Consider the following 24050-nt stretch of genomic DNA (forward strand, 5'->3'; position numbering starts at 1 on the left):
AGCTGCAACTGCCCGAGCCGCATGGCTGGTGACCATGCACGGATAAACCGCCCCGCTTCCCCCGGCCGGGGAGGGGGCTAGTAGAACGTCCCGAGAACATGGAGTCCACCCTTTCGCCGGCCCTGCCGGCGATGCCGCCCGCTGCTTACCTGGGCGGCAAGAAGAACCTGGCGCGGCGGATCATCGCCCGCCTCGGCGAAATCCCGCACACGACTTATGTCGAGCCCTTCATCGGCATGGGCGGGGTGTTCCTCCGTCGCCCCTTCCGGGCGAAGGCGGAGGTGATCAACGACATCAGCACCGACGTCGCGAACCTCTTCCGGATCCTGCAGCGCCACTACGTGCCGCTCATGGACATGCTCCGCTGGCAGCTCACCAGCCGCGCGGAGTGGCAGCGCCTGAACGCCGCGAATCCGGACACGCTGACCGACCTCGAGCGCGCGGCCCGCTTCCTCTACCTCCAGCGGCTCGGGTTCGGCGGGAAGGTCTCCGGCCGCACCTTCGGCGTGGCGCCGACGGTGCCGGCCCGCTTCGACGTGGCGAAGCTCGCCGGCGTCCTCGAGGAGGTGCATGAGCGGCTTTCCGGCGTGGTGATCGAACGCCTGCCCTATGCCGATCTCATCCGCCGCTACGACCGGCCGGGCACCTTGTTCTATCTCGACCCGCCCTATTGGGGCTGCGAGGGGGACTATGGGGACGGCGTCTTCAGCCGCGATGACTTCGAGCGCCTGGCCGACCAGCTCGCCGGCCTGAAGGGTCGCTTCCTGCTCTCCCTGAACGACACGCCGGGGGTGCGGGAGGTGTTCGGCGGCTTCGCTATCGAGGAGGTGACGGTCAGCTACACCGTCGGCCTGCACGCTGCCCGCCCGCCCGCGCGAGAGGTCCTGATCAGCGGCCCCGTCGCTTCATCCTGACCAGCTTAGAGCCGCCCCGGGGGAGACCTCGGGGCGGCTTTTTGCGTTTCAGGCCGTCCGCAGCATCGGCCCCAGCACGCGCGACACGGCCACCCCGAGCAGGGCGTTGCCCTTCGTGTTGAGGTGGCGGTGGTCGCCGAAGCAACCTGTCTCGCCCACTAGGCAGTCGGATAGATCCACGACATGCCCGTAGCGGCGCGGCTCCGACCGTAGAGCCTCCTGCACCTCGCCATAGAACTCCCGCAGCCCCGCCAGATAGCGGAGCCCCGTCCGCAGCATCTTGTTGGCCTTGCTGTCGATGATGGCCTGTTCCTCGGCGGTAGGCTGATAGGCGCCCACACCCAGAACGGGCTGGAGGATGGCCTTGTAGGGGATGTCCAGGTCCTCACAGATCATCGCAGCAAAGCGGTGGTTGTCGAGCCAGAAGCGGCCCCACGACCGCGGGTCCTTGGCGCCGAACGAGATGCCCTTCGCCAGGCCGGCGTCGATCACGGCCTTGGCGAGCGCGTCGCCGTAGCGGTGGGCGAAGGGGTAGTCGCTCCGCATGACGATGCCCGCCGCGTCGCAGATGCCGGACAAGGCCACAACGGCATCGGGGCGGATCGCTGGCACGTCCCGGATGACACGCATCAGCTCCTGGGCGGAGGAGTGCGCGCGGACAGCACCGTTCAGGACGGTGATGGGTAGCCCCTGCTCCTTGAGCGCCTGCGCCGCGTGGATGCCCCAGATGTGGCCGGGCCAGATGCTGGACGAGTTGCCCAGCAGCATGACCCGAGGCCCCTCGCGCTCGGCCTCGGCCTTCGGCCAGACCACGAAGCCTTCATGGCTTCCGTAGCCCTTGGGCGTGCGTGGTATCTGGATGGCGAGCGGGTCGTAGAAGCCGTTTTGCAGCGCGCGGTCGGGCTTCCACAGGGAGGGGAGGGCGGTCTCCTCGGCCGTGGGCTCGGCGTCCTCGGCCGCGTCCATCTCAGCCTGGCTCACCGGCCCCGCTCCGCGGCCATGGCTTCTTTCAGCCTGCCCAGGGCCGCCTGAATGTTCTCGAAGGACGAGGAGGGGCCGAACCCCTGCCCATTAGCCTCCTCGATCGCCAGCGCCCATTCCGCGAGGGTCAGCAGCAACTTGAGTTCCGCATCCGCAAGCACTGACTGTCTCCCGGGCCAGCTTTGTCTCTAATGGGTCCTTTTTGTTACTGCGCCGCTCGTTCGACAAGAGAGATTATGGGCTCGGCCGCCCTTCCGGGTTGAAGCAGAGGTCGCATTCCTCATAGTCCTGCGGGGCGGGGCCGGGCACCACAAGCCACCCGGCGCCTTTGCACACGGGGCAGTCCTCATTGCTCGACGGTACGCGCCAGGTTCCGCGCGAGCAGGTTTGCTTGGCGGGCTGCGGCACCGGGAACTGCGGCGCCACGGCGCAGCGAAGATGCTCCGCAGCGTGGCGGCAATCGTGGCAGGTCGGGCGCAGGGCCATGTCTCCCGGGCGAGGACGCGAGAATATGCCGGCCGGGGGCGACAGCGGAAGCAGCGGCGCCATGGTTCCACCCCGGAACGATCCGCTCCCGTTATCCACAGGATATCCGGACACCGTTTCGTGACCACAACCTTGCAGCGAACCCGGCCTAGGCTGCTTTCCGGCGCCGGCTTGCGCTCACTTCCGATCCGAGTACCCCGCCCGTCCCCTGCGGGCGGGGGTTCGTCATCTACTCGCGCCACCCATCCGGCAGGCCGCCGGGGTTCGCGCCGAAGTCGCTGGTGCTGTGGTTCGGTAGCGGCGGCCCCTTCATGAACCGATAGTTCGCCCGCGCCAGGTGCTCGACAATGTGCCGGGCCATCCAACGGGGATCTTCGCGGATCCTCTTCCTGTGCGCCTTCCCGGTCAGGCCGAAGCGCAAGGCGTAGAAGATGGCCTCCTCGAGGTCAGCCGGGTCGGCCGGGGTGAGGGGCTTCGGCTCTGTCATGCGATGCTCTCTGGCGGATCGAACAGGTCGCCATGCGTGGGCTCACGGGTGCCGTGACGCTCCACCCATTCCTGGGCGGGGCCGAAGAGCCAGTCCCCATGCTCCCGCGCCAGGTGCGCCACAATCGCGAGCACGGTGGCGCGCGCGTCGAGTGCTGGACCTCCCGCCGCGAGATAGGCCGCCTCGGCCTTATCGACGGATTGGAGCTGATCCAGGCCACGGCCCCGCGCCGCACGATAGGTCCGGCCAACGGCCCGGAGATGGTCCACCGGCCAGTCCGGCGCGCCGGTCACGCCGGCCGCTCCGGCTCCTGCGGGACGCGCCCGGTGACCTCAGCCACCGCGCGCGCCTGGGCCAGCAGCATGCGGCGCCCGCCCGCGTCCAGGGCATCCCAGATCTGGACCAGCTCAGCGCGCCCGGCGTCACGGCTGACGGGCAGGGGAGGGGAGGGGAGAAGGTTCAGCATGGCTAAGCTCCTGCATCCGGAGCCACTGTACAGGATGTTCCCTTTGTGTTCATGGCCTAGAGCCAGGATCGTTGGCAGAACCGCGCTTCGTAAGTGGTTGCTGCGCTACGCGAAGTGGCTTTCAAGGCTGCAACACGGGTTCGAATCCCGTACGGGACGCCATTCCTTCATTCCCCCCCAGCGACGACAGCGACGCACGATGCGTCGCTACGCTGCGATGTCGGTCATTGTCGCAGGCGTCATGGACTTCGAGCCGGAGGAGGACTGAACTCCGCCGCAAGGGGCGCGGCGCGGGGGCGGTGCGTCACCCCGCTTGCGGGAGGCCCGCTGTCCCGGATGCTCCATCCCCTTGGGGTGCAATGACCCTCCGCAGAGCCCGTCCGACCTGTGCCGCCGAATACGGCTTCTGGAGCAACTCGAAGCCGTGGTCGTCCTCGCGGGCCAGGACATGGCTGTAGCCGGATGTGAGCACGACAGGGAGCCCGGGCAGCTTCTCGCGCAGGCGCCGGGCGAGTTCGATGCCGCCCATGCCGGGCATGACCACGTCCGAGAACACGGCCTCGAACCCATCCCCATTGGGGCCGAGCCGCTCCAGCGCCTCCTCCGCCGTGGTCACCCAGCTCGTCCGGTATCCGAGGTCCTCCAGGGTTTGGGTGCAGAACTGGCCGACCTCGAGGTTGTCCTCCACCAGGAGCACGCTCTCGCCATGGCCGGCGGGGGAGAGCAGGGAGTCGGTATCGGCCCGCGCTTCGGGCTGCAGCGCCTCGACCTCGGGCAGGTAGAGGGTGAAGGTCGTGCCCTTGCCCGGCTCGCTCGCCACGTCCACGTCGCCGCCGGACTGCTTGGCGAAGCCGAACACCTGCGAGAGGCCCAGCCCGGTGCCCTTGCCCACCTCCTTGGTGGTGAAGAAGGGCTCGAAGACATGGGCGAGCTGAGTTGCCGGGATGCCTGAGCCTGTGTCGGTCACGGAGACTGCCGCGAAGGGGATGTCCGAGCCGGCATGGCCCCGGATGGGCGGGAGCGGCGAGCGGCTGTCGAGCCGGAGGGTCAGCTGCCCCGCGCCATCCATCGCGTCACGGGCGTTCACCGCCATGTTGACGAGCGCGGTCTCGAACTGGCTCAGATCCGCCCGCACGAAGCAGGGGCGCTCCGGCACCTCGACCACGACCTTGATCCGGGTGCCGGTGACGGTGTTGAGCATGTCGGCAATGCCGCTGAGCCTGGCTCCGATCTCGAAGACCTCCGGCTTGAGCGCCTGCCGTCGCGCGAAGGCCAGGAGCTGTCCGGTCAGCTTCGAGGCCCGCTCGACCGTCTCCGAAACCGCATGGAGGTAGCGCCCGCGCCGCTCCTCCGAGAGGCCGGGCCGCTGGAGGAAGTCGACGGAGGAACGGATGATGGTGAGCAGATTGTTGAAGTCGTGGGCGACGCCTCCGGTCAGCTGGCCCACCGCCTCCATCTTCTGGCTCTGCCGGAGGGCCTCCTGGGCCTGGACCAGCTCGGCCTCGGCCTTCAGCCGCGCGGTGACGTCGCGGGCGTGGTGGAAGGCGCCGAGAATAGTGCCGGTCTCGTCGCGGACGGGCGCGTAGTCCAGCTCCCAATGCGGCATCTCCAGCGCCGGGCTGCCGAAGTCGGCCTCGACGGTGAACTCCTCCCCGGCCAGGGCCCGGTCTGCGAAGGCGCGCTGCAAGGCACCCTGCTCCGGCGGGAACGCGTCGGGAAGCACCTCGCCCCGCAGGGCCGGGCGGCCCATGACGCGGAGCCACTCCGCGGCATGGGCGCGGTTGAAGGCGGCGACGCGCTGGTGGGTGTCGTAGGCGCAGATCGGGAAGCGGGCGGACTCCACGATGTTGCGGTACAGGATCAGCTCGGACGTGCGCTCGGCGACCTGATGCTCCAGCGTCTCGTTCAGGCGGCGAAGAGCCACCTCCGCTTCGCGGCGGGCGGTGACGTCGCTGGCCGTGCCGAACCACTCGGTGATCTCGCCCCTCTCATCCAGGAGCGGCACGGCGCGGGACACGGTCCACCCCTCACTGCCATCGATGCGACGCACCCGATGCTCCAGGTGGAACAGGGCTTTCCTGCTGATCGCCTGCCCGATCGCGGCCAGGACGCGGGGCTGCTCGTCCTCGGGGATGTAGTCCGAGAACCAGGTTCGGTTGGCGGGGCGGGAATCGGCCAGGAAGGCGCCACCGGTGAGCTGACGCATCTCGGTCCAATCGGCGGACATCGAGTACAGCACCTCCGAGGAGGCGCTCACGACCGCCCTCAGCCGCGCCTCGCTTTCGCGCAGGCTCTCGTTCTGCTGGGCCAGAGTCGCGTTCGCCTGGAGGAGGTCCCATTCGGCGACGACCTGGCGCGTGGTCTCGGTCACGACCAGGAAGATGCCGGCGATCCGGCCCTCGTCGTCCCAGAGAGGGCTGTGGCAATGGGTGAAGTAGGCTTCCCTCTGCGCCCCGTCCCGGTCGGGCGTGTAGCGGGCGTTCTCGACGAAGAACGACTGCCCCGAGAGGACCTTGTCGAAGATGGGGGTCAGCTGGTCCCACATCTCCGCCCACCACTCCAGGGCGGGGCGGCCGAGATTGCCGGGGTGCTTGCGGCCGAGGCTGGGCGCGTAGGCATCGTTGTAGAAGGTGATCAGCTCCGGTCCCCAGTGGATCATCATGGGGAAGTCGGAGCTGAGCACGATCCGCACGGCCGCTTGCAGGGAGAGGGGCCAGCCCTCCACGGGGTCAAGCGGATTGCTGACCCAGTCGATGGCGCGGAGCCGCTCACCGCACTCGCCGCCCCGGGCCAGGCACGTGTCTTCGAGCACCGGCCTAGCGTTCCGATCCGGACACTCTGGATGCCAGCCTCGCCATCCGCTCCTGCTCGATAGCCTCCTCGCGCTCCAGCACGCGGAGCGCGGCGCGGACGACCTCGCTGGCGTTCTGGTATCGGCCCGAGGTCACCCGGTCGGCGATGAAGCGATCCATCTCCGGGGTGATGGAGACGTTCTTGCAAATCTGGCGCGGCATGGGCCGGGGCATGTCATCGCCCGGAGAGGACATCAAACATTGATGGTGAAGGGGCGCTCTCGCGGAGAAGGGCAGGGGCGGAAGGGAACCGCCTCGTCCGGCCCGCCCTGCGGAAGGGCAGGGCGTGGGCCGCCGGTCCGATCAGCGCGTCGCGGCATCGCTCGGCTTGGCTTCTCCACATCCATGCCGGAGAACGGAACCGGCTGTATTCTGCCCGGAAACATTCGAGCCGCACCGGCCTTCATTGTGTTGGCCGCGCTCCGCACGCTGGCCATTCGACGAGGAGGTCTTGCCGCGATGACTGCGCGAAGGTCGGTCAGCATTCACCGGCAGGGCTTCACCCTCGAATGGCGCCCGGCCCGGAGCGGCTGGCTGATGACCATGACGGATGCCTGCGGCCAGGACCTCGGGGCCTGGCTCCTGGCCCCATCGGTCGCGGGCGCGAACGGGGCGGCCCTGCCGATGATCGCCTCCGCCATGGCGGAGATCGCGGTGGATGCGGGGCGGCCGAGCCGCGCGCTGGCCGGTTCGGAGCTGAGGGAGACCGCAGGGCATTCCGACATGCCGGGCACCCACTGACCTTCCGTGCCTGGCTGCGGAATGCGATCGGCCGGTTCGGGCCGGGGGACACTGGCTGTTGTCGACTAACCTGGGTTAGTGACCTCAGCCGCTCGACCCCGTTGCTCCTTACTTCGGGGAAGCGGTCAGGCCGGGGCGGGGCGGAGGAGCGTCCCGCCCGGCCGCCCTTTTCGGGGCGGGGGCTCCGCGGCGGCGGAAGCCGAATTCCCCCCAGCGGATCGCAGCCAGTGCAGGCCGGGCGAGTTATGGAGCGGAGGACCGGCGGCTCCGCCCGGGGCGCCGGCCTCCACACCTTTCCGGACCCCGCGCCATGAATTCCCTTCGTCTCCGGCCGATGCACCGACCGCTCACGCTGGCGGTGGCTTCCGTGGCGTGCCTGCTTGCGGTGAGCGCCTGTTCCTCCGGCCCCGCGGCGCGGCCTGGCAGCACGCCGGCGGCCACTCAGACAGGCGCCACTGGCGGCGGCGGGCAGCACAAATAGGCGGCTGGGTTGCCCGGCGGGGCTCGGGTCCGGGTCTCGCCGCGCGACAGCGGCTGAGGCGGCGGCCGGTCCCCGGCCCGGGGGAAGTCGCGGCGCGATGCGCCGCACGGGTCCATCCGGCCGGATCGGGTCCTGGTCAGCCCCTGTTTGGCGCCGCCCATCCCAGTTCGCGCGTCATGGCGTTGTAGAGTTCGGCCAGCGCGCGGCAGACCTGGTCGCAGTTGCCCTCTACCTTCTCCAGATGGGCCATGTAGCCGCGCACGGGGCGCCTTCGCTTCTCTCCTGTCGTCGGTATGACCCGCCACCGGCCCAGATGGTCCACCATGACGGCGTGGTGAATCACCTCATTCCATTCCCTTCTCGCCTCCTGGGCCAAGCTGAGCGTCGTTTTCAGCTGGCCCAGGATACTCGGATCATGACGAAGGCGACCTTCGGCGAGTTTCAGAACGAGATTCTGTGCTTCGGCATCGGCCAGGGCGAAGAACTGTTTTTCCGAAATCTGCCTCGGGCTGACGCCGTGACCACCGTGTTTGAGCCCTTCGTAAAGGAGGAATGTCAGCACCCGGGCGGTGTTGACGGTGAGGCTTATCCGGCCGATGGCTGCCGCGAGATCCTTCGGAATTTGCAAGGCCAGATCGATCTGCGTCGGCATCGGGACCATGGTGTTGAGGCGCGGGGGCATAACAGTGCTTCGCCCCGGGGCAGTCCGCGCCAGAGGTCGGATTAATCGCCCAGGCACGAGTTTGTTACGCCGGGGGCGATCAAAGACTGCCATAGGTTAATCCTGCGCCGTTGCGCTTCTTCCGATCCGAGTATCCCCGCCCGTCCCCCCGGGCGGGGGCCGGCGTATTCCGGCGGCTTGAAACGCCGTGATGATGGATATGCCTTTCGTTCCGGTCTCCCGGGCTAGCTGAGCCCCGGTCATTTGCCCCAGAATGGCCAGCGTTGGCTTTGCTGGAGACCGCGATGTCTGAAGAGAATGCCCAGGACCCTTCCCAGGATGTCGTGAACCGCCTGGCCGCCCGGATGCGGCAGGAACGCCGCGCCGCCGGCATCGTGGATGCGGATGCGGAGATCGGGCTGGCCGTGCTGAAGCTGCTCCGCAGCAATGGCGCCGTGACGCGCGACATGCTCGTGAAGCGGTTCAACCGCGTTCTGGGCAATGCCGCCGCCGAGAGCCTGGATGCCAGGGAAGCGGAGGCGGTTCTCCGCCGGCTGGAGACGGCGCCCCCACAGGCCGCCAACGCCGCCTGACGCGGCGCGCCCCGGCCGGCGCAGCCGCGCCGCCGGGGAAGCTGGGCAGGGCGGTTCAATCGGCCCGGGCGCCGGAGGCCCGCACCAGCGGCGCCCATTCCTTTACCTCGCTGGCGACATAGACGGCGAAGCGGTCCGGCGACCAGCCGCGCATGACGGGCGTGCCCATCTCCTCCATTTTGCGGTCGATCGCCGGATCGGCCATGGCGAAGGCCACCGCGGCCGACATCCGGTCCACCACCGAGCGCGGGGTGGAGGAGGGGCCGAACAGGCCGAACCAGGAATAGGCCTTGTAGGGCGGCACCCCGGCCTCGGTCATGGTCGGCACGTCCGGCAGGAGCGGCGAGCGCTCCTCCGAGGTGACGAAGAGGCACCGGGCCTGGCCGGATTGGTGATAGGGCAGAAGCAGCCCGTACACGTCCTGCACGAACTGGATTTCCCCGGTGATCAGCGCGTTGATGGTCTGCGAGCCCGCGCGGTAGGGGACATGCTCCACCTGGGCGCCGATGCGGGTGGCGAAGTTGGCATTGGCCAGATGGCCGGTGGAGCCGACGCCGTTGGAGCCGTACTGGTAACGGCCGGGATGCGCCCGCAGGGTTTCGATCAGCTGCGCCGGGCTGCGCACGCTCCAGCCCGCGGTCGTGATGGCGAGGGCGAGCGGCACGAAGACCGTGGGCGCGATCGCGGCCAGGTCCTTCACGGGGTCATAGGCCAGGTTGGCGTAGAGGGCCTGCGCGACGCCGGTGGAGGCGAGGGTGGCGTGGACGAAGCTGTGGCCGTCCGTGGATTTCGCGACGAACTCCGTGCCCATGGTGCTGCCCGCGCCTGGGCGGTTCTCGACGACGACCGGCTTGCCCAGGAACTCGCTCATCCGGGGGGCGAGGATGCGCATCACGAGATCGGTGCTGCCGCCCGCGCCATAGGGCACCACCATGCGGACGGGCTGCGAGGGCCAGGATGCCTGTGCCCGGAGCGCCGACGGGCAGGCGAGGCCGGCGGCGGAAAGCGCCAGAAGCCCGCGCCGGCGCAGGGCCGGGCGCGGGGGCGGGGCAGGGGGCGGGTGATGGTGACGCATGCTCTCTTCGCCTTCTCGGATGGATGCTGAAAGCCGCGCTGGCGTGTTCTTGGGCCCTTCGGCCGGACGGCGTGGTGGTTGCGCGTTCCCCTCTACTCCGCGGCCAAGCGGCGCTCGGGGCGAAGCGCCCTGAGCTGCAGCGCCCCGAGTTGGGGAAGCGTCTCAAGGAGTCCCGCCCAGGCGACGCGGACGGCGGCGGCGCCGCCGCCTTCGGTCTTCACCGTCTCCATCAGCCGCCGCTTGACGAAGTGGCGCCAGTGGATGGGGAGGGATGCGAGGATGGCCGTCAGCGCGTCATAGGCTTCGCGGTTCCAGATCCTCTCGAAGGCCTCGCGCTCCGGGCCGAAGCGGAAATGGGGTGCCGGCGCCTTGCCCCGGCGGCGGGCGCGCAGGGCTTGCGTCGCGGGCTCGTCCACCGTCTCGCTGCGGATCACCACGCCATAATCCGTCTCGGCGGCTTCGGGCGAGACATAGCCGCAGACCACGTCGCGCAGCACGCGGGCCGGCTCGCGCTCCAGCGGATCGCCGCGCCCGCCGCCGCCGGGGGAGGTGATGGAGACGATGTCGCCGGGATTGGCGCTGAAGGTGTCCACGTTGTTCAGCACGCGCTCATCGGCCCTGCCCGGGTTCAGCGTCATGCGGGAGGGCGCGCCGGGGCCGCCGCCGAGGATGCCCCAGGCGCGGAAGCGGCAGCGGTCGCGGTTGCGGGCGGTGATGCGGGTGTTGGGGGTGAAGGCCTCGAAATCCATCCGCGTGGCCAGGCCGCCGCGCCAGCGCCCCGGCCCGCCGGAGCCGGAGGCCAGGCCGTAATGGCGGAAGCGGATGGGCACCTCCGCCTCGGTGATCTCGATGGGCGTGTTCTTGAGATAGGCGGCATCGGCGCCCGAGCCATCCGTGCCGTCGCCATGCGGCATGCCGCCGCCGCCGCCCACCACGGGGTTGATGGCCGCGATCATCGCATGCCCCGTGCGGTCGTCATGGGTCATGACATTGACGATGGAGGAGGAGCCGGCCGGGGCGGCGGGCATGCGCTCGGGCGTGGCGAGGCCGAAGACGCCGAAGACGAGGCTGCGCAGGCGCGCGCAAGTGAGGGAGCGCATGCCCACCGCGGCGGGGGATGAGGGGTTCACCACCGTCCCCTCCGGCAGGATGCAGGTGAAGGGGCGCGTGAGCCCGTAGTTCAGCACGAGGTTAGGGTTGAGGGTGAAGAGGACGTAGTAGACGCCCACCAGCATCAGCGTGTGGCGCGGATTGCCGCCGGTGGGCACGTTGAGGGACGAGGTGAGCTGCGGGTCGCTGCCGGTGAAGTCCAGCTCCGCGGAATCGTCCCGGATGCGGAGCGTGACGGCGAGGCGGGCGGGATGGCCGTCCGGCCCGTCCTCATCCGCGAAGTCGGAGAAGAAATACTCGCCATCCGGGATCGAGCGGAGGATGTCGCGCGCCTGGTGTTCGGCATAGTCCATCAGGTCGGCCATGCCCTCCTTCAGCGTTTCCACGCCGAAGCGGGCGATCATCTCGCGCACTTTGCGCTCGCCCGTGTTGAGGGCGCCGACGAAGGCCTTGAGGTCGCCCATGTTCTGCTCGGGCCGCCGGACGTTCAGCATCATCACATCCAGCAGCTCCTGGTTCAGCACGCCCTGCCGATAGAGCAGGGAGGGCTTGAACCGGATGCCTTCCTGATGGACTTCCGTGAGGGCGCGGGAGAGGCTGGCGGGCACGGCGCCGCCCATATCGGTGTTGTGGATATGCCCGGCCGCGAAGCAGACCAGCTCGCCCTCATGGAAGATGGGCTTCCACATGTGCAGATCCGGCACATGGGTGGAGAGGAAGCCGGAATAGGGGTCGTTGGTGAAGGCGATGTCGCCCGGATGATACTCCGGGATCATCGCCATGGCCTTGCCGTAGTGCAGCCCCGGATACCAGGTGGCGCCGAGATCCATCGGCACGCCAACCGTGTGCCCGGCCGCGTCCAGCAGCTGGATGGTGAAGTCCTCGGTTTCCTTCACGAAGGTGGAGTGGGCGGTGCGGTAGAGGGTGTAGGCCATGTTCTCCGCCGTCGCGCGGCAGTGATTGGCCAGGATCTGGAGCGTGACCTTGTCGATCGGCATGGGGGCTACTCCGCCGCGTCGAGGATGATGTTGCCCATCTCGTCCACGCTGGCCTGGAAGCCGGGCGGGATGCAGGCGGTGGTGTCGTCCTGCGCCACGACGCAGGGGGCGGCGAAGCGCTGGCCCGTGCCCAGGGCGGCGCGGCGGTAGAGCGGCACCTCGTGCCAGGCATCGTCGAAATAGGCCCGCAGCATGCGCTCGGGCGTCGCCTCGCCCTCTCCGCGTGGCGGGGCCTGCATGGCCGGGCGCGGGGGGCTGCCGGCCATGACCAGGCGCAGGTTGACGATCTGGGCCGGGCTCTCGCGATCCGCGAAGTCGTAGATCGCCTCATGCGCGGCGTGGAAGGCCTCCGCGATGGCGGCCGTGTCGCCCGCGCGCACGGCGGCGTCCGGCAGCGCCACCTCGATCTCGAAGGACTGGCCGCGATAGCGCATGTCGGCGAACCAGGAGGCGATGGCGGGGCCGTCGAAACGCTGCTCCTCGCGCAGCCAGGCGAGGCCCTGGCGCTCCAGCGCCGCCGCCTCCCGCGCGATGGAGGGGCCCTCGGCCGGTTCGGCGGTGGCGAAGAGGGTGCGGATGAAGTCGTTGCGGATATCCGCCACCAACCCGCCCAGGGCGCTGACGACGCCGGGACGCGCGGGCACCATCACCCGGCGCACGCCCAGCTCCCGCGCCAGGAAGCAGCCCAGCATGGGGCCGGCGCCGCCGAAGGGCAGCAGGGCGAAATCCCGGGGGTCCACGCCGGAGCGGGCGACGAGCTTGTTCACCTCCACGAACATGCCGGAGATGGCAATGCGGATGATGGCCTCCGCCGCCGCCTCGGTGGACAGGCCCATGGGGGCCGCCACCGTGTCGATAGCGGCCTTGGCCAGGGCCGCATCGGGGCGCAGCGCGCCATAGGCCAGCTCATGCTGGCCTAGGAAGCCGCAGACGGTGAAGGCGTCGGTGATGGTTGGCCGGGTGCCGCCGCGGCCGTAGCAGGCGGGCCCCGGATCGGAGCCGGCGCTTTCCGGCCCCACCTTCAGCACGCCGAACTCGTCCACCCAGGCGATGGAGCCGCCGCCATCGCCGATGGAGGTGACGGAGACGGTGGGGATGTAGAGGGGCAGGTCGCCGATCTTCTCGCCCAGGCCGAATTGCGGCTGGCCGCCGATGATGAGGGCGACGTCGGCGCTGGTGCCGCCGATATCGAGGGTGATGACGCGGTCCTGCCGCGCCTGCCGGGCGAGGAAGGCGGCGCCGATGACGCCGGAGGCGGTGCCGGAGAGCACCATGCTGACGCAGTTGCGCTTGCCCAGCGCCGCGGACATGACGCCGCCATTGGACTTGGTGATCAGCGGCTCCGCAGGGACGCCGCGCGCCTTGAGGCCGCCGATGAGGTTGTCGAGATAGTCCCGCACCTTCGGGTGGACATAGCCGTTGATGAGGGCGGTGGTGGTCCGCTCGTATTCGCGGATCACGGGCCAGACCTCGGTGGAGCGGAAGACGAAGAGCTCCGGCGCCTCGCGCCGCGCGATCTCGGCCGCGCGCTCCTCATGGGCGGGGTTGCGGTAGGCGTTGAGGAGGGAGACCACGATTCCGTCCACGCCCTTGGCCCGTGCCGCCCGGGCCGCGCGGGCGACGCTTTCCTCGTCCAGGGGCATCTCCTCCGTGCCGTCGGACAGGATTCGGCCGCGCAGGCCGAAGACGCAGTCCCGGGAGACGAGGGGGGCGCCGCGGCGGGAGAAGAGGCTGTAGGCCTCCGGCATGCGGAGCCGGGCCAGTTCCACCACATCCTCGAACCCCGCGGTGGCGAGCATGGCGAGGCGCGCGCCCTTGCGTTGGATGACGGTGTTGATGCCGACCGTCGTGCCATGGACGAAGCTGGTGATCTGCGCGGGGGCGGCGCCGTGGCGCTCCTCCAGGATTTCCAGCCCGCGCAGCAGCTCGGCGCCGGGGGTGGCGGGGGTGGTCAGCACCTTCAGGCTGTGCAGCTCCGCCGTGTCCTCGTTCCACAGGCAGAAGTCGATGAAGGTGCCGCCGATATCGACGCCGACGCGAAATCCCATGAAGTCCCGCATCCCGTTCCGTGCCCCGGGGGGCTGTCGGCCGCCGATTATGGGCAGGGCGGGCTCGCGATCCACGACAAAGCCGTGGCAGGATCATAGCCCTTGGTTATGGGATGGCCGGCATGAACGGGCGGCAGCTCGAGATTTTCCATGCCGTCATGCGGATGCGGAGCGTGACGGGAGCCGCGGGCTTCCTCGGGATTTCGCAGCCGGCCGTCAGCAAGGCGCTGCGCCTGGCGGAGCGCCAGGCGGGGTTCCGGCTCTTCCGGACCGTGAAGGGGCGGTTGCTGCCGACCCCGGAGGCGGAGCGGCTGCTGCCGGATGCCGAGCGGATCGTGGGCGACCTGGCCGCCTTCGCGCGGCTGACGGGCGAGGTGCGGACGGGAGGCGCCGGGCTGGTCCGGATCGCCGCATCCTCCTCCCTTTCCACCAGCGTCATCCCCGGGGCGGTGGCGCGGTTCCGGCAGAGCCATCCGCTGGTGCGGATCTCCTCACACCTACTGCCGGCGCGGGACGCTGCCGGAGCCGTGCTGGCGGGGCAGGCGGATCTGGGGCTGTGCCTTTCGCCCGTGCCGATTCCCGGCCTGGCCGTGCGCAGCCTGCGGGGGCCGCGGATGATCGTGATCGCGCCGCTCGGCCACGCCCTGCTGCGGCGCCGGGTGGTGCGGCCGGCGGATGTGGCACCGTATCCGCTCGTCTCCTTCGGGCCGGAGACGCATTTCGGCCAGATCCTGGACCAGACCTTCGCCGACGCCGGGCTGAAGCGGGAGTTGACGATGCAGGTGACGATGAGTGTCTCGGCGGCCTGCCATGTGCGCGCCGGGGCGGGGGTGGCGATTGTCGACGGCTTCGCCCGGCGGCTGGGGCTGGAAGGGCTGGGCTGGCGGCCCTTCGAGCCGGCGATCACCCTGCCGGTGACGATGATGACGCTGGAGAACCGCGCCGTGCCGCAGCTGGCCGGCGCCTTCGCCCAGGCGCTGGCGACGGAGCTGGAGGAGATCGGCGGTTGAGCGCGGAGGGGCGCCGGCTTCAGGAGAGCCGGTTCAGCTCCTCGACCGGCCAGCCATGCAGCTTGGCCAGCACGTCGGTGAGGACCTCATCCGCCAGGGGCAGGTCATGGGCGCGGGCGTGGTCGACGAGGTCCTTCACCGCCGTGAGCAGGGCGTCCGGGGCCGGCCGGGCGGTGCTGCGGGCCGGAAGGGCCTCGGAAGCGCCGGGTCTCCGTATGACGGGCAGGCTCCGCATCCTCATCATCCTCGTTCCTGATCGTTCACAACTGAAACGTGCAGCGACCGGTGGGGAGCCGGCCGGGTCTCGCCCGCAGGCGGGTATGGGGCCCCGGTGCTCGCCATTCTGGTTGCGACATTTTGTGCCGGACTCAACCTTGGCTAGAATTCCCGCGCTCTCTCTGGCCGACCATCACGAAAATGTCAAAGCGTTCTGTTGTGGCGAATGATGCTTTGGAGGCAGCGTGGCTGGAGCGTGCCGGGGCGGATGATCCTTGACGCGGGGGCGAGGCTTCGGTAAGCGCGGCCCCTCACGGGACCTGTCCCGCCCGACGGTCGGTTGCCCCCTGGGCGCCGGCTCCGCCGCTCCGCGAAGGCTCGCGCAGCGGCGCGATCTGTCATGGGGCGATCCCAGAAACGAAGGATCCACCCCGCCCGAATGTTCGAGGCGCTTTCCTCCCGCCTGAACGGCGTCTTCGACAAGCTCCGCCGCCGCGGGGCCCTGTCGGAAGCCGACGTCAACGAGGCCCTGCGCGAGGTCCGCATCGCCCTGCTGGAGGCCGATGTGGCCCTGCCGGTGGCGCGCGACCTCATCAACAAGGTGCGGGAGCGGGCCGTTGGCGCGGAGGTGATCCGCAGCGTCTCCCCGGCCCAGCAGGTCATCAAGATCGTCAACGACGCGCTGGTCGAGGCGCTCGGGGGTGGGGAGGGGGGCGAGGCCCCTGACGGCTTCGCGCCGGGGCTGGACCTGAACGCGCCCGCGCCGCTGCCGATCCTGATGGTCGGCCTCCAGGGCTCGGGCAAGACGACCACCTCGGGCAAGATCGCGCTCCGGCTGCGGACCCGCGACAAGAAGAAGGTGCTGCTGGCCTCGCTGGACGTGCAGCGCCCGGCGGCGCAGCTCCAGCTGCAGACCCTGGCGGGCCAGGCGGGCGTCACCAGCCTGCCCATCATTCCCGGCCAGTCCCCGCTGGAGATCGCGGCGCGCGCCATGGATGTGGCGCGGCGCGAGCTCTACGACGTGGTCATCCTCGACACCGCGGGCCGCCTTTCCATCGACGATGCGCTGATGGAGGAGGTCGCGGCGGTGAAGGCCGCGACGCGGCCGCACCATACGCTCCTCGTGGTCGATGCCATGACGGGCCAGGACGCGGTGAACACCGCGCGGAACTTCCAGGACCGCGTCGGCGTCAACGGCATCGTCATGACGCGCGTGGACGGCGATGCGCGCGGCGGTGCGGCGCTTTCCATGCGCGCCGTCACGGGCGCGCCGATCCGGCTGCTGGGCGCGGGCGAGAAGCTGGACGCGCTGGAGGACTTCCACCCCTCCCGCATCGCCGGCCGCATCCTCGGCATGGGGGACATCGTCTCCCTCGTCGAGCGTGCCGCCGAGACGATCGACCGCGACGAGGCCGAGAAGCTCGCGGCCAAGATGCAGAAGGGTCAGTTCGACCTGGAGGACTTCGCCTCGCAGCTGAAGCAGGTCGGCAAGATGGGGAACCTCTCGGGGATCCTCGGCATGCTGCCCGGCATGGGCGCGATGAAGGACAAGATCGCCAACGCGAAGATCGATGACGGGATGATTGGCCGGCAGGCCGCCATCATCTCCTCGATGACGCGCAAGGAGCGCAAGAACCCCGACATCATCAAGGCGTCGCGCAAGAAGCGTATCGCCGCGGGTGCCGGTGTCACGGTTCAGGATGTGAACCGGCTGCTGAAGCAGTTCGACGACATGTCCGCGATGATGAAGCGGATGAACAAGCTCGGTCAGAAGGGGCTGATGCGGGGCGGGCTCGGTGCCCTGCTTCCGGGCGCCGGAAACCGCAGACCCTTTTGAGCAGAGACAGAGAGAAGGACTAGACGATGGGCCTCAAGATTCGCCTCGCCCGCGCCGGTGCCAAGAAGCGCCCCTACTACCACATCGTGGTGGCCGACAGCCGTTCGCCGCGCGATGGCCGCTTCATCGAGCGCCTGGGTTCCTACAACCCGATGCTGCCGTCTGACCATGCCGAGCGCGTGCGCCTGTTCGATGAGCGCATCAAGCACTGGCTGAGCCAGGGCGCCATCGCGACCGACCGCGTGGCGAAGTTCCTCGGCAAGGCCGAGCTGGCCCCGATGCCGGTGTTCCGCGAGCAGCCGAAGCAGTCCGCGCCGAAGAAGCGCGCCCAGGAGCGCGCCGCGGCTGCCGCCGCCGCGAACGGCTGAGGCTAGCGCCGTCCGGCCATGTCCATGTCGCGTCGCATCCTGGTCGGCGAGTTTGGCCGCCCGCACGGGGTGAGGGGGCTGATCCATGTCCGCTCCCACACCGCCGAGCCGGCCGCCATCGCCGGTTATGGCCCGCTTTCGGATGAAGGCGGGACGCGGAGCTTCGTGCTGAAATGGCTGGCGGACGGGCTGGTGCAGGTGGAAGGCGTCGCCGACCGCGATGCCGCCGCGAAGCTCACCGGCACGCGCCTCTATGTCGCGCGCGAGGCCCTGCCGCCGCCCGAGGAGGACGAGTTCTATCTCAGCGACCTGATCGGCCTCCGTGCCGAGACGGAGGCCGGGGAGGTTCTCGGCACCGTCGCGGCGGTGGAGGATTTCGGCGCGGGCAGCCTGGTGACCCTGCGCGACGCGAATGGGCGCGAGACGCTGCTGCCCTTCACCAAGGCCGTGGTGCCTTTGGTGGAGGTCGCGGCCGGGCGCATCGTGGTCGTCCCGCCGGGCGAGCTGGAGGTTCCCCCGCAGCCCGGCGAGGCGGAGGCGGGGGACACGCCCCGGCCGCGCCGCCCCTCCATGCGCCGCCGCAGCGGCGGGAGGGATGCGGCGTGACCTGGCAGGCGACCGTCCTCACCCTGTTCCCGGGCATGTTCCCGGGCCCGCTGGGCACCTCGCTCGCCGGGCGGGGGCTGGAGCGCGGGCTGTGGTCGCTGGAGGCGCGCGATATCCGCGCCGTCGCCACCGACCGCCACCGCACGGTGGACGACACCCCTTTTGGGGGCGGCGCCGGCATGGTGCTGCGCCCGGATGTGGTGGATGCCGCCTGCGCCGCCGCCATGCCCGAGGGCGATGCGCGCCCGCTGGTCTTCCTCACCCCGCGCGGCGTGCCGCTCCGGCAGAAGCTGGTGCGGGAGCTGGCGGCGGGCCCCGGCGTGGTGCTGCTCTGCGGCCGCTACGAGGGGGTGGACCAGCGTGTCGTGGAGGCGCGCGGGATGATCGAGGTCTCCATCGGCGACTATGTCCTCTCCGGGGGCGAGTTGGCGGCGATGGTGCTGCTCGATTCCTGCGTGCGCCTCATCCCCGGGGTGATGGGGGCGGCCGAGAGCGCGGAGGAGGAGAGCTTCGCTTCCTCCGACCGGGGCAGCCTCCTCGAATATCCCCACTACACCCGCCCTGCCGAATGGCATGGCCTGCGCGTGCCGGAGGTTCTTCTCTCCGGCCACCATGCGGAGGTCGCGCGCTGGCGGCGGGAGCAATCCGAGGCGGTGACCCGGGAACGGCGTCCCGACCTCCTCACCGAACAAGGGCGCGACGCTTCGGCGCGGGCGCCATTGCATCCGGCGGCAAGCCCCGCCTAAACGAGCCGAAGAGAAGGACCACAGCCATGAACCTGCTTCAGCAGTTCGAGCACGAGCAGATGACCCGCCTGGCCGGCGCGCGCCAGACCCCTGAATTCGACGCCGGCGACACCGTGCGCGTGATGGTGAAGGTGCAGGAAGGCGAGCGTATCCGCACCCAGGCCTATGAGGGCGTGGTGATCGCCCGTTCCAACCGCGGGCTGAACAGCAACTTCACCGTCCGCAAGCTCTCCTATGGCGAGGGCGTGGAGCGCGTGTTTCCGCTGTATTCTCCGAATGTGGCGGAGATCCAGGTGATGCGCCGCGGCAAGGTGCGTCGCGCGAAGCTGTACTACCTGCGTGGCCGCACCGGTAAGTCGGCCCGCATCCAGGAGCGCACGGTGGCCAAGAAGGCCACCGAGGAGCAGGCTCAGGCGTAAGCCCGAAGCGCGGCCCGCCGGGATACCGGGCGGGCCGTTTTCGGTGTTGAGGAGGGAAGAAGCATGTCGGCCACGAAGCCGCGCACGTTGTTCGACAAGATCTGGGACGCGCATGTCGTCGAGAATCTTCCGGACGGAACCGCTCTCCTCTACATCGACCGCCACCTCGTCCACGAGGTGACGAGCCCGCAGGCCTTTGAGGGCCTGCGGACCGCCGGCCGGCGCGTGCACCGGCTGGACGGCACCTTCGCGGTGACCGACCACAACGTGCCGACCGATTCCACGCGCTTCACCGGCATCCAGGAGCCGGAGAGCGCGCTGCAGGTGGCGACGCTGGAGAAGAACGTCGCCGAGTTCGGCGTCACCTACATTCCGCTGAACGACAAGCGGCAGGGCATCGTCCACATCATCGGGCCGGAGCTGGGCATCTCGCTCCCCGGCATGACGATCGTCTGCGGCGACAGCCACACCTCGACCCATGGCGCCATGGGGGCTCTCGCCTTCGGAATCGGCACCTCCGAGGTGGAGCATGTGCTGGCTACCCAGACGCTGCTGCAGAAGCCCGCGAAGAACATGCGGGTGACGGTGAATGGCAGGCTGGGCTTTGGTTGCACGGCCAAGGACATCGTCCTGGCGATCATCGGCAAGATCGGGACGGCCGGCGGCACGGGCCATGTGATCGAGTTCGCCGGCGAGGCGATCCGTGCGCTCGACATGGCCGGGCGCATGACGGTCTGCAACATGTCGATCGAGGCCGGTGCCCGGGCGGGCATGATCGCGCCGGACCAGACCACCTTCGACTATGTCCGCACCCGCCCCATGGCCCCCAAGGGCGAGGCGCTGGAGCGCGCGATCCAGTGGTGGAGCACGCTGCCGACGGATGAGGGCGCGCATTTCGACAAGGAGGTCGTCCTCGATGCCTCCGAGATCGTCCCGATGGTGAGCTGGGGCACCTCGCCCGAGGACGTGCTGCCCATCACCGGCGTGGTGCCGGACCCGGAGAGCGGTGCCGACGAGGCGCGGCGCACCCAGCTCCGCCGCATGGTCGAATATATGGGCCTCACCCCCGGCCAGCGCCTGCAGGAGCTGAAGGTGGATGCCGTCTTCGTCGGCTCGTGCACGAATGGCCGGATCGAGGATATCCGCGCGGCGGCCGAGGTGGTGCGTGGGCGCAAGGTGGCCGAGGGCGTACGCGCCATGGTCGTGCCCGGCTCCGGCCTCGTGAAGGAGCAGGCGGAGCGCGAGGGCCTCGACATCATCCTGAAGGAGGCCGGCTTCGAGTGGCGCGAGGCCGGGTGCTCCATGTGCCTCGGCATGAATCCGGACCGGATCGGGCCTGGCCAGCGCTGTGCCTCCACCTCGAACCGCAACTTCGAGGGGCGCCAGGGCAAGGGCGGGCGGACCCATCTGCTCTCCCCGGCCATGGCCGCGGCGGCTGCGGTCACGGGGCGCCTGACCGACGTGCGGGAGCTGTCGCGCGAAGGCGCGCAAGGAGGCCTGTCGTGACCCCTTTCACCACGCTCACCGGCATCGCGGCGCCGCTGCCGATCGCGAATGTCGATACCGACAAGATCATCCCCGCGCGCTTCCTCAAGACCATCGAGCGCAAGGGGCTGGGCCGGGCGGCCTTCGCCGATATGCGCTTCAACGACGACGGGTCGGAGAAGCCGGACTTCGTCCTGAACCGCGAGCCCTACCGCGCCGCCGAGATCCTCATCGCGCATGAGAATTTCGGCTGCGGTTCCTCGCGCGAGCACGCGCCCTGGGCCCTGCTCGATTTCGGCATCCGCTGCGTCATCGCGCCGGATTTCGCCGACATCTTCTTCAACAACAGCTTCAAGAACGGCATCCTCCCCATCAAGCTGTCGCGCGAGATCTGCGACATGCTGATGGAGGACGCGAAGATGGGCGCGAACTCCCGCATCACGGTCGATCTCGCCCGCCAGGTGGTGGTGCGGCCGAACGGGGAGGAGATCCCCTTCGAGGTCGATCCGCTTCGCAAGCACCGGCTGCTGCATGGGCTGGATGATATCGGCGAGACGATGCAGCGGGCGACTGTGATCGAGGGTTTCGAGCAGAAGCAGCGCGCCGCGCAGCCCTGGCTCTACGGCTGATCCCTTTCCCACAAGCACCAGGAGCGTCCGAATTGCCCGCCAACAAGAAGCTGCTGGTGCTGCCGGGTGACGGCATCGGCCCCGAGGTCATGCGCGAGGTCCGCCGGGTGGTGGACTGGATGGATCGCCGGCGGCATGTGAGCTTCAGCATCGAGGAAGGGCTGGTCGGCGGCGCCGCCATCGATGCCGAGGGGCATCCCTGCCCGGATTCGACGGTGGAGAAGGCGCTGCGCGCCGATGCCGTTCTCTTCGGCTCGGTGGGTGGGCCCAAGTGGGACAGCCTGCCCTTCGAGAACCGGCCGGAGCTGGGCATCCTGCGCCTGCGCAAGGATCTCGGCCTTTTCGCCAACCTCCGGCCCGCCATCGTCTGGGCGCCGCTGGCCCAGGCTTCCTCGCTGAAGGCGGATCTGGTCTCTGGGCTGGACCTGATGATCGTGCGGGAGAGCACGGGCGGGATCTATTTCGGCGAGCCGCGCGGGATCGAGACCCTGCCGAATGGCATGCGGCGCGGCTACGACACCGAATCCTACACGGAGGAGGAGATCGCCCGCGTCGCGCGGATCGCCTTCGAGCTGGCCCGCAAGCGCCAGAACAAGCTGACGAGCGTCGAGAAGGCGAATGTCATGCAGTCCGGCCGCTTCTGGCGCGAGGTGGTGACCTCGGTCGGCAGGTCGGAGTTCCCGGAGGTGGAGCTGTCGCATATGTATGCCGACAACTGCGCCATGCAGCTGGCCTCGCGCCCGAAGCAGTTCGACGTGATCCTGGCCAGCAACCTGTTCGGCGACCTGCTGTCCGACCTCGCGGCCGCCGTCACGGGCAGCCTGGGCATGCTGCCCTCCGCCACGCTCGGCGCGCCGGATTCGAGCGGCCGTCGTCATGCGCTCTATGAGCCGATCCATGGTTCCGCGCCGGACATCGCCGGCCGCGGCATCGCCAATCCCTGCGCGCAGATCCTCTCCTTCGCCATGCTCCTCCGCTGGTCCTTCGGCATGGAGGAGGATGCGCGGCTGATCGAGAATGCGGTGGAGAAGGTGCTGGCCGGTGGCCTGCGCACGGCCGACATTATGGTGCCCGGCGCCGCGCGCGTCGGCACCTCCGTGATGGGCGAGGCGGTGGTGCGCGAGCTGGACAAGATCGCGGCCTGATGAGGACAGGGCGGGGCCGGGCGGCCCCGCCATGACTAGGGCTTCAGCAGCGTGAGGCTGTTGAGGCAGATGCCGAGGGGCCGGTCGTCCGACTTCAGCCCGAGCTCGCGGGGCGTCTGCGGGTTCAGGATCCGGAGGACGAGCCAGACCTCGCCGGCGGCGCCCACCACGTCCTCCGGCACCTCGAAGACGGCCTTGGTGAGCCTTGTTTCCGTGCCGGTGAAGCGCCATTCCGCAACGCGCTCGCCATTCGCGATCACGTCCACCTCGCGACTCTGTCCCTTCTCGCCGAGCAGGGGCTTCAGCAACAGCTCGAAGCGGCTCGGGCCAGAGGGGCGCTGGCCCAGGCGGATCAGCATGGTCGCGCGCGGGGCGGTGGTCCAGGTGCCGCCCCCTTCGGAGCGGCCCAACCCGTTCAGCTTCCTCAGCCAGGGGCGCGTCTCCTGCGGGGTGAAGCCGTAGCGCTCGCCCGGCTGGATCGGTGAGACCGGGATCTCCAGCTCCGTGATGCGGTCCAGCAGCGCCTCGCGTTCCTGCATCCAGGGCCAGGCGGCATGGGTGCGCGGACTCCAGCGTTGCAGGTGCTCTGCGACTGACCGGTTCCAGTCGGGGTCGTTGGTGCGGGTGCCGTCAAAGGTCGCGATGGTCTCACGGTAGATCGCGACGAGGCGCTCGATATAGTCGTCCAGCCCGGCTTCGGCGCGGAGGCGGTCCGCCGCCAGGGCTGCGTCGCCGGCATCGTAGCGGTCCAGTTCGGCGGCGAGGCAATCCGCCGTCAGCGGCTGGTCCAGGACGCCCAGGCCGAAGTTCCATTGCCGGAATCTGGGCAGGCGCTCCGTGGTGCACATTCCGGCCAGCCCGCGCGGATCGCAAACGATGACGGCCCTGCCGCAGGCCATGGCTTCCATGGCCGTCAGCCCCGAGGCGAAGACGATGTCGAAATGCGGCATCACCTTCTCCGGGGCATCGCTCAGCTGGCCCACGGCGCTGCCGAAGATGGTGAGCGCCAGGCCACGCCTCTGGCAGGCCTCTCGCACGGCTTCGACATAGCTGCGGCCCTTGGCGAAGAGAGCGGCCTTCTTCGGCGCGGCCGGCAGGGGCTCTCCCGGCGTGAAGCGCCTGGTGTCGACCGGGTTGAGCATCAGAGCGATGCGTTCCTCCGGCACGCCGCACTCCACGCTGAGCCGGTCCACCAGGGCGCTGCTCACCACCAGGTTCTTCAGGATGTTGGGCAGCACGGGGGGAATGTCGTGCCACTGGCGGAAGTCCTGGCAGAGGAAGAGAGCGGGCCTGTGGCTGAAGCGAACCGCGGCCGTTGCAGCCGTGGGGGTGTGGTGCCCGTGGACGATGTCGACGTCGCGCGTGATCTCGCGGATGTCGGCGGCGACGGGAACGGAGGCGAGGCGCAACTCGTCGACCAGCGGGCCGTGGACGGGTGAGTAGACGATTGGGCGATGGCCCTGACGCCTCAGGCCCAGTGCGATGTTGCGGGTCAGGATTTCCGAGCCGGTGCGGCCGCCGAGGGTGATGTTGGTGAGGAGGACGGTGAGCGGCGACGACGGATCGCTGGGCACGTTTGAAGCTCCGGCAGGAACCGGATTGTGCTGGATCGGCTTCTCCGGTGGCAATCCGCACGGGCGTTCGCGACCGGCATGACCGTGCCGCCGGTGCGTCTATTCTTTTGGGAGAAGGGGGT

At 69.5% G+C, this 24050-nt stretch carries 25 protein-coding genes; 12 read left to right on the plus strand and 13 right to left on the minus strand.

The window, feature by feature from the left end; genetic code table 11:
* The first annotated feature begins 98 nt into the window (after positions 1–98).
* A complete protein-coding gene (locus BUB97_RS15720; RefSeq protein WP_073136399.1) occupies positions 99–914 on the plus strand; it encodes a DNA adenine methylase in 816 nt (271 codons plus the stop codon).
* Positions 915–962: 48 nt separating this feature from the next.
* Here the strand turns inward: BUB97_RS15720 and BUB97_RS15725 are convergent, their stop codons facing one another.
* From BUB97_RS15725 to BUB97_RS15745, 7 genes are all read right to left on the minus strand, one after another.
* Positions 963–1895 carry a hypothetical protein gene (locus BUB97_RS15725; protein ID WP_073136401.1) on the minus strand — a complete coding sequence of 311 codons (933 nt, stop codon included), beginning with the start codon at positions 1893–1895 and terminating at the stop codon, positions 963–965.
* Positions 1892–2032, minus strand: coding sequence for a hypothetical protein (locus tag BUB97_RS26245; RefSeq protein ID WP_175562644.1), 141 nt, complete (start codon positions 2030–2032; stop codon positions 1892–1894). The genes BUB97_RS15725 and BUB97_RS26245 overlap by 4 nt, the downstream gene beginning before the upstream one ends.
* A 578-nt stretch (positions 2033–2610) precedes the next feature.
* A complete protein-coding gene (locus BUB97_RS15730) occupies positions 2611–2868 on the minus strand; it encodes a hypothetical protein (RefSeq protein ID WP_073136404.1) in 258 nt (85 codons plus the stop codon).
* Positions 2865–3161 (minus strand): hypothetical protein, encoded by a 297-nt coding sequence (locus BUB97_RS15735; protein WP_073136406.1) that lies wholly within the window; start codon positions 3159–3161, stop codon positions 2865–2867. Before BUB97_RS15735 ends, BUB97_RS15730 begins: the two co-directional genes overlap by 4 nt.
* On the minus strand, positions 3158–3334 hold the full coding sequence (locus BUB97_RS26250; protein WP_175562645.1) for a hypothetical protein: 177 nt from the start codon (positions 3332–3334) through the stop codon (positions 3158–3160). Before BUB97_RS26250 ends, BUB97_RS15735 begins: the two co-directional genes overlap by 4 nt.
* 304 nt (positions 3335–3638) lie before the next feature.
* Entirely contained in the window at positions 3639–6146 is a 2508-nt protein-coding gene (locus BUB97_RS15740) for a hybrid sensor histidine kinase/response regulator (RefSeq protein ID WP_073136408.1), read from the minus strand.
* A gap of 4 nt (positions 6147–6150) precedes the next feature.
* Entirely contained in the window at positions 6151–6348 is a 198-nt protein-coding gene (locus tag BUB97_RS15745) for a type II toxin-antitoxin system ParD family antitoxin (RefSeq protein ID WP_073136410.1), read from the minus strand.
* Between the two features lie 297 nt (positions 6349–6645).
* On the opposite strand from BUB97_RS15745, the gene BUB97_RS15750 reads away from it, so the two are divergent.
* Positions 6646–6927, plus strand: a complete 282-nt coding sequence (locus tag BUB97_RS15750; protein WP_073136411.1) for a hypothetical protein — start codon at positions 6646–6648, stop codon at positions 6925–6927.
* Between the two features lie 617 nt (positions 6928–7544).
* Here the strand turns inward: BUB97_RS15750 and BUB97_RS15755 are convergent.
* Positions 7545–8090 carry a hypothetical protein gene (locus BUB97_RS15755; RefSeq protein WP_073136414.1) on the minus strand — a complete coding sequence of 182 codons (546 nt, stop codon included), beginning with the start codon at positions 8088–8090 and terminating at the stop codon, positions 7545–7547.
* A gap of 284 nt (positions 8091–8374) precedes the next feature.
* On the opposite strand from BUB97_RS15755, the gene BUB97_RS15760 reads away from it, so the two are divergent.
* On the plus strand, positions 8375–8662 hold the full coding sequence (locus BUB97_RS15760; RefSeq protein WP_073136416.1) for a hypothetical protein: 288 nt from the start codon (positions 8375–8377) through the stop codon (positions 8660–8662).
* 55 nt (positions 8663–8717) lie between these two features.
* Here the strand turns inward: BUB97_RS15760 and BUB97_RS15765 are convergent, their stop codons facing one another.
* From BUB97_RS15765 to BUB97_RS15775, 3 genes are all read right to left on the minus strand, one after another.
* Positions 8718–9737: a Bug family tripartite tricarboxylate transporter substrate binding protein gene (locus BUB97_RS15765; RefSeq protein WP_073136418.1), complete on the minus strand. Its 1020-nt coding sequence runs from the start codon at positions 9735–9737 to the stop codon at positions 8718–8720.
* Positions 9738–9829: 92 nt separating this feature from the next.
* The gene (locus tag BUB97_RS15770) at positions 9830–11845 is read right to left on the minus strand and encodes a hydantoinase B/oxoprolinase family protein (protein WP_073136420.1); all 2016 of its coding nucleotides are present in this window, start codon (positions 11843–11845) and stop codon (positions 9830–9832) included.
* 5 nt (positions 11846–11850) lie between these two features.
* A complete protein-coding gene (locus BUB97_RS15775; protein WP_073136487.1) occupies positions 11851–13893 on the minus strand; it encodes a hydantoinase/oxoprolinase family protein in 2043 nt (680 codons plus the stop codon).
* A 122-nt stretch (positions 13894–14015) separates the two neighbouring features.
* Between BUB97_RS15775 and BUB97_RS15780 the strand changes: the two genes are divergently transcribed.
* Complete coding sequence (locus tag BUB97_RS15780) at positions 14016–14903, plus strand: LysR family transcriptional regulator (RefSeq protein ID WP_175562646.1); 888 nt, start codon at positions 14016–14018, stop codon at positions 14901–14903.
* 19 nt (positions 14904–14922) lie between these two features.
* Here the strand turns inward: BUB97_RS15780 and BUB97_RS15785 are convergent, their stop codons facing one another.
* A complete protein-coding gene (locus BUB97_RS15785) occupies positions 14923–15138 on the minus strand; it encodes a hypothetical protein (protein WP_073136424.1) in 216 nt (71 codons plus the stop codon).
* A gap of 420 nt (positions 15139–15558) precedes the next feature.
* Between BUB97_RS15785 and ffh the strand changes: the two genes are divergently transcribed.
* From ffh to leuB, 8 genes are all read left to right on the plus strand, one after another.
* Entirely contained in the window at positions 15559–16956 is a 1398-nt protein-coding gene (gene ffh, locus BUB97_RS15790; protein ID WP_073136426.1) for a signal recognition particle protein, read from the plus strand.
* Between the two features lie 26 nt (positions 16957–16982).
* Positions 16983–17324: a 30S ribosomal protein S16 gene (gene rpsP, locus BUB97_RS15795; RefSeq protein ID WP_073136428.1), complete on the plus strand. Its 342-nt coding sequence runs from the start codon at positions 16983–16985 to the stop codon at positions 17322–17324.
* A gap of 24 nt (positions 17325–17348) precedes the next feature.
* Positions 17349–17930 carry a ribosome maturation factor RimM gene (gene rimM, locus BUB97_RS15800; protein ID WP_073136489.1) on the plus strand — a complete coding sequence of 194 codons (582 nt, stop codon included), beginning with the start codon at positions 17349–17351 and terminating at the stop codon, positions 17928–17930.
* Positions 17927–18676 (plus strand): tRNA (guanosine(37)-N1)-methyltransferase TrmD, encoded by a 750-nt coding sequence (gene trmD, locus BUB97_RS15805; RefSeq protein WP_073136430.1) that lies wholly within the window; start codon positions 17927–17929, stop codon positions 18674–18676. The genes rimM and trmD overlap by 4 nt, the downstream gene beginning before the upstream one ends.
* Positions 18677–18702: 26 nt before the next feature.
* The gene (gene rplS, locus BUB97_RS15810; RefSeq protein WP_073136432.1) at positions 18703–19095 is read left to right on the plus strand and encodes a 50S ribosomal protein L19; all 393 of its coding nucleotides are present in this window, start codon (positions 18703–18705) and stop codon (positions 19093–19095) included.
* 63 nt (positions 19096–19158) lie between these two features.
* On the plus strand, positions 19159–20601 hold the full coding sequence (gene leuC / locus BUB97_RS15815) for a 3-isopropylmalate dehydratase large subunit (RefSeq protein ID WP_073136434.1): 1443 nt from the start codon (positions 19159–19161) through the stop codon (positions 20599–20601).
* Positions 20598–21209, plus strand: a complete 612-nt coding sequence (gene leuD, locus BUB97_RS15820) for a 3-isopropylmalate dehydratase small subunit (RefSeq protein WP_073136436.1) — start codon at positions 20598–20600, stop codon at positions 21207–21209. The genes leuC and leuD overlap by 4 nt, the downstream gene beginning before the upstream one ends.
* A 32-nt stretch (positions 21210–21241) precedes the next feature.
* A complete protein-coding gene (gene leuB, locus BUB97_RS15825; RefSeq protein WP_073136438.1) occupies positions 21242–22354 on the plus strand; it encodes a 3-isopropylmalate dehydrogenase in 1113 nt (370 codons plus the stop codon).
* Between the two features lie 35 nt (positions 22355–22389).
* On the opposite strand, the gene BUB97_RS15830 is transcribed toward leuB, so the two are convergent.
* The gene (locus tag BUB97_RS15830; RefSeq protein ID WP_073136440.1) at positions 22390–23928 is read right to left on the minus strand and encodes a glycosyltransferase; all 1539 of its coding nucleotides are present in this window, start codon (positions 23926–23928) and stop codon (positions 22390–22392) included.
* Between the last annotated feature and the right edge of the window lie 122 nt (positions 23929–24050).

The sequence above is a fragment of the Muricoccus roseus genome, assembly GCF_900141905.1.
GTDB classification, from domain to species: domain Bacteria; phylum Pseudomonadota; class Alphaproteobacteria; order Acetobacterales; family Acetobacteraceae; genus Roseomonas; species Roseomonas rosea.

What these genes read in the sequence shown, in the direction of transcription:
- BUB97_RS15720 (WP_073136399.1), top strand. Translation starts at nt 99, where the DNA reads ATGGAGTCCACCCTTTCGCCGGCCCTGCCGGCGATGCCGCCCGCTGCT.
- BUB97_RS15730 (WP_073136404.1), bottom strand. Translation starts at nt 2,868, where the DNA reads ATGACAGAGCCGAAGCCCCTCACCCCGGCCGACCCGGCTGACCTCGAG.
- BUB97_RS26250 (WP_175562645.1), bottom strand. Translation starts at nt 3,334, where the DNA reads ATGCTGAACCTTCTCCCCTCCCCTCCCCTGCCCGTCAGCCGTGACGCC.
- BUB97_RS15745 (WP_073136410.1), bottom strand. Translation starts at nt 6,348, where the DNA reads ATGCCGCGCCAGATTTGCAAGAACGTCTCCATCACCCCGGAGATGGAT.
- BUB97_RS15750 (WP_073136411.1), top strand. Translation starts at nt 6,646, where the DNA reads ATGACTGCGCGAAGGTCGGTCAGCATTCACCGGCAGGGCTTCACCCTC.
- BUB97_RS15755 (WP_073136414.1), bottom strand. Translation starts at nt 8,090, where the DNA reads ATGCCCCCGCGCCTCAACACCATGGTCCCGATGCCGACGCAGATCGAT.
- BUB97_RS15760 (WP_073136416.1), top strand. Translation starts at nt 8,375, where the DNA reads ATGTCTGAAGAGAATGCCCAGGACCCTTCCCAGGATGTCGTGAACCGC.
- BUB97_RS15765 (WP_073136418.1), bottom strand. Translation starts at nt 9,737, where the DNA reads ATGCGTCACCATCACCCGCCCCCTGCCCCGCCCCCGCGCCCGGCCCTG.
- BUB97_RS15770 (WP_073136420.1), bottom strand. Translation starts at nt 11,845, where the DNA reads ATGCCGATCGACAAGGTCACGCTCCAGATCCTGGCCAATCACTGCCGC.
- BUB97_RS15775 (WP_073136487.1), bottom strand. Translation starts at nt 13,893, where the DNA reads ATGGGATTTCGCGTCGGCGTCGATATCGGCGGCACCTTCATCGACTTC.
- BUB97_RS15780 (WP_175562646.1), top strand. Translation starts at nt 14,016, where the DNA reads ATGAACGGGCGGCAGCTCGAGATTTTCCATGCCGTCATGCGGATGCGG.
- BUB97_RS15785 (WP_073136424.1), bottom strand. Translation starts at nt 15,138, where the DNA reads ATGCGGAGCCTGCCCGTCATACGGAGACCCGGCGCTTCCGAGGCCCTT.
- ffh (WP_073136426.1), top strand. Translation starts at nt 15,559, where the DNA reads ATGTTCGAGGCGCTTTCCTCCCGCCTGAACGGCGTCTTCGACAAGCTC.
- rpsP (WP_073136428.1), top strand. Translation starts at nt 16,983, where the DNA reads ATGGGCCTCAAGATTCGCCTCGCCCGCGCCGGTGCCAAGAAGCGCCCC.
- rimM (WP_073136489.1), top strand. Translation starts at nt 17,349, where the DNA reads ATGTCGCGTCGCATCCTGGTCGGCGAGTTTGGCCGCCCGCACGGGGTG.
- rplS (WP_073136432.1), top strand. Translation starts at nt 18,703, where the DNA reads ATGAACCTGCTTCAGCAGTTCGAGCACGAGCAGATGACCCGCCTGGCC.
- leuC (WP_073136434.1), top strand. Translation starts at nt 19,159, where the DNA reads ATGTCGGCCACGAAGCCGCGCACGTTGTTCGACAAGATCTGGGACGCG.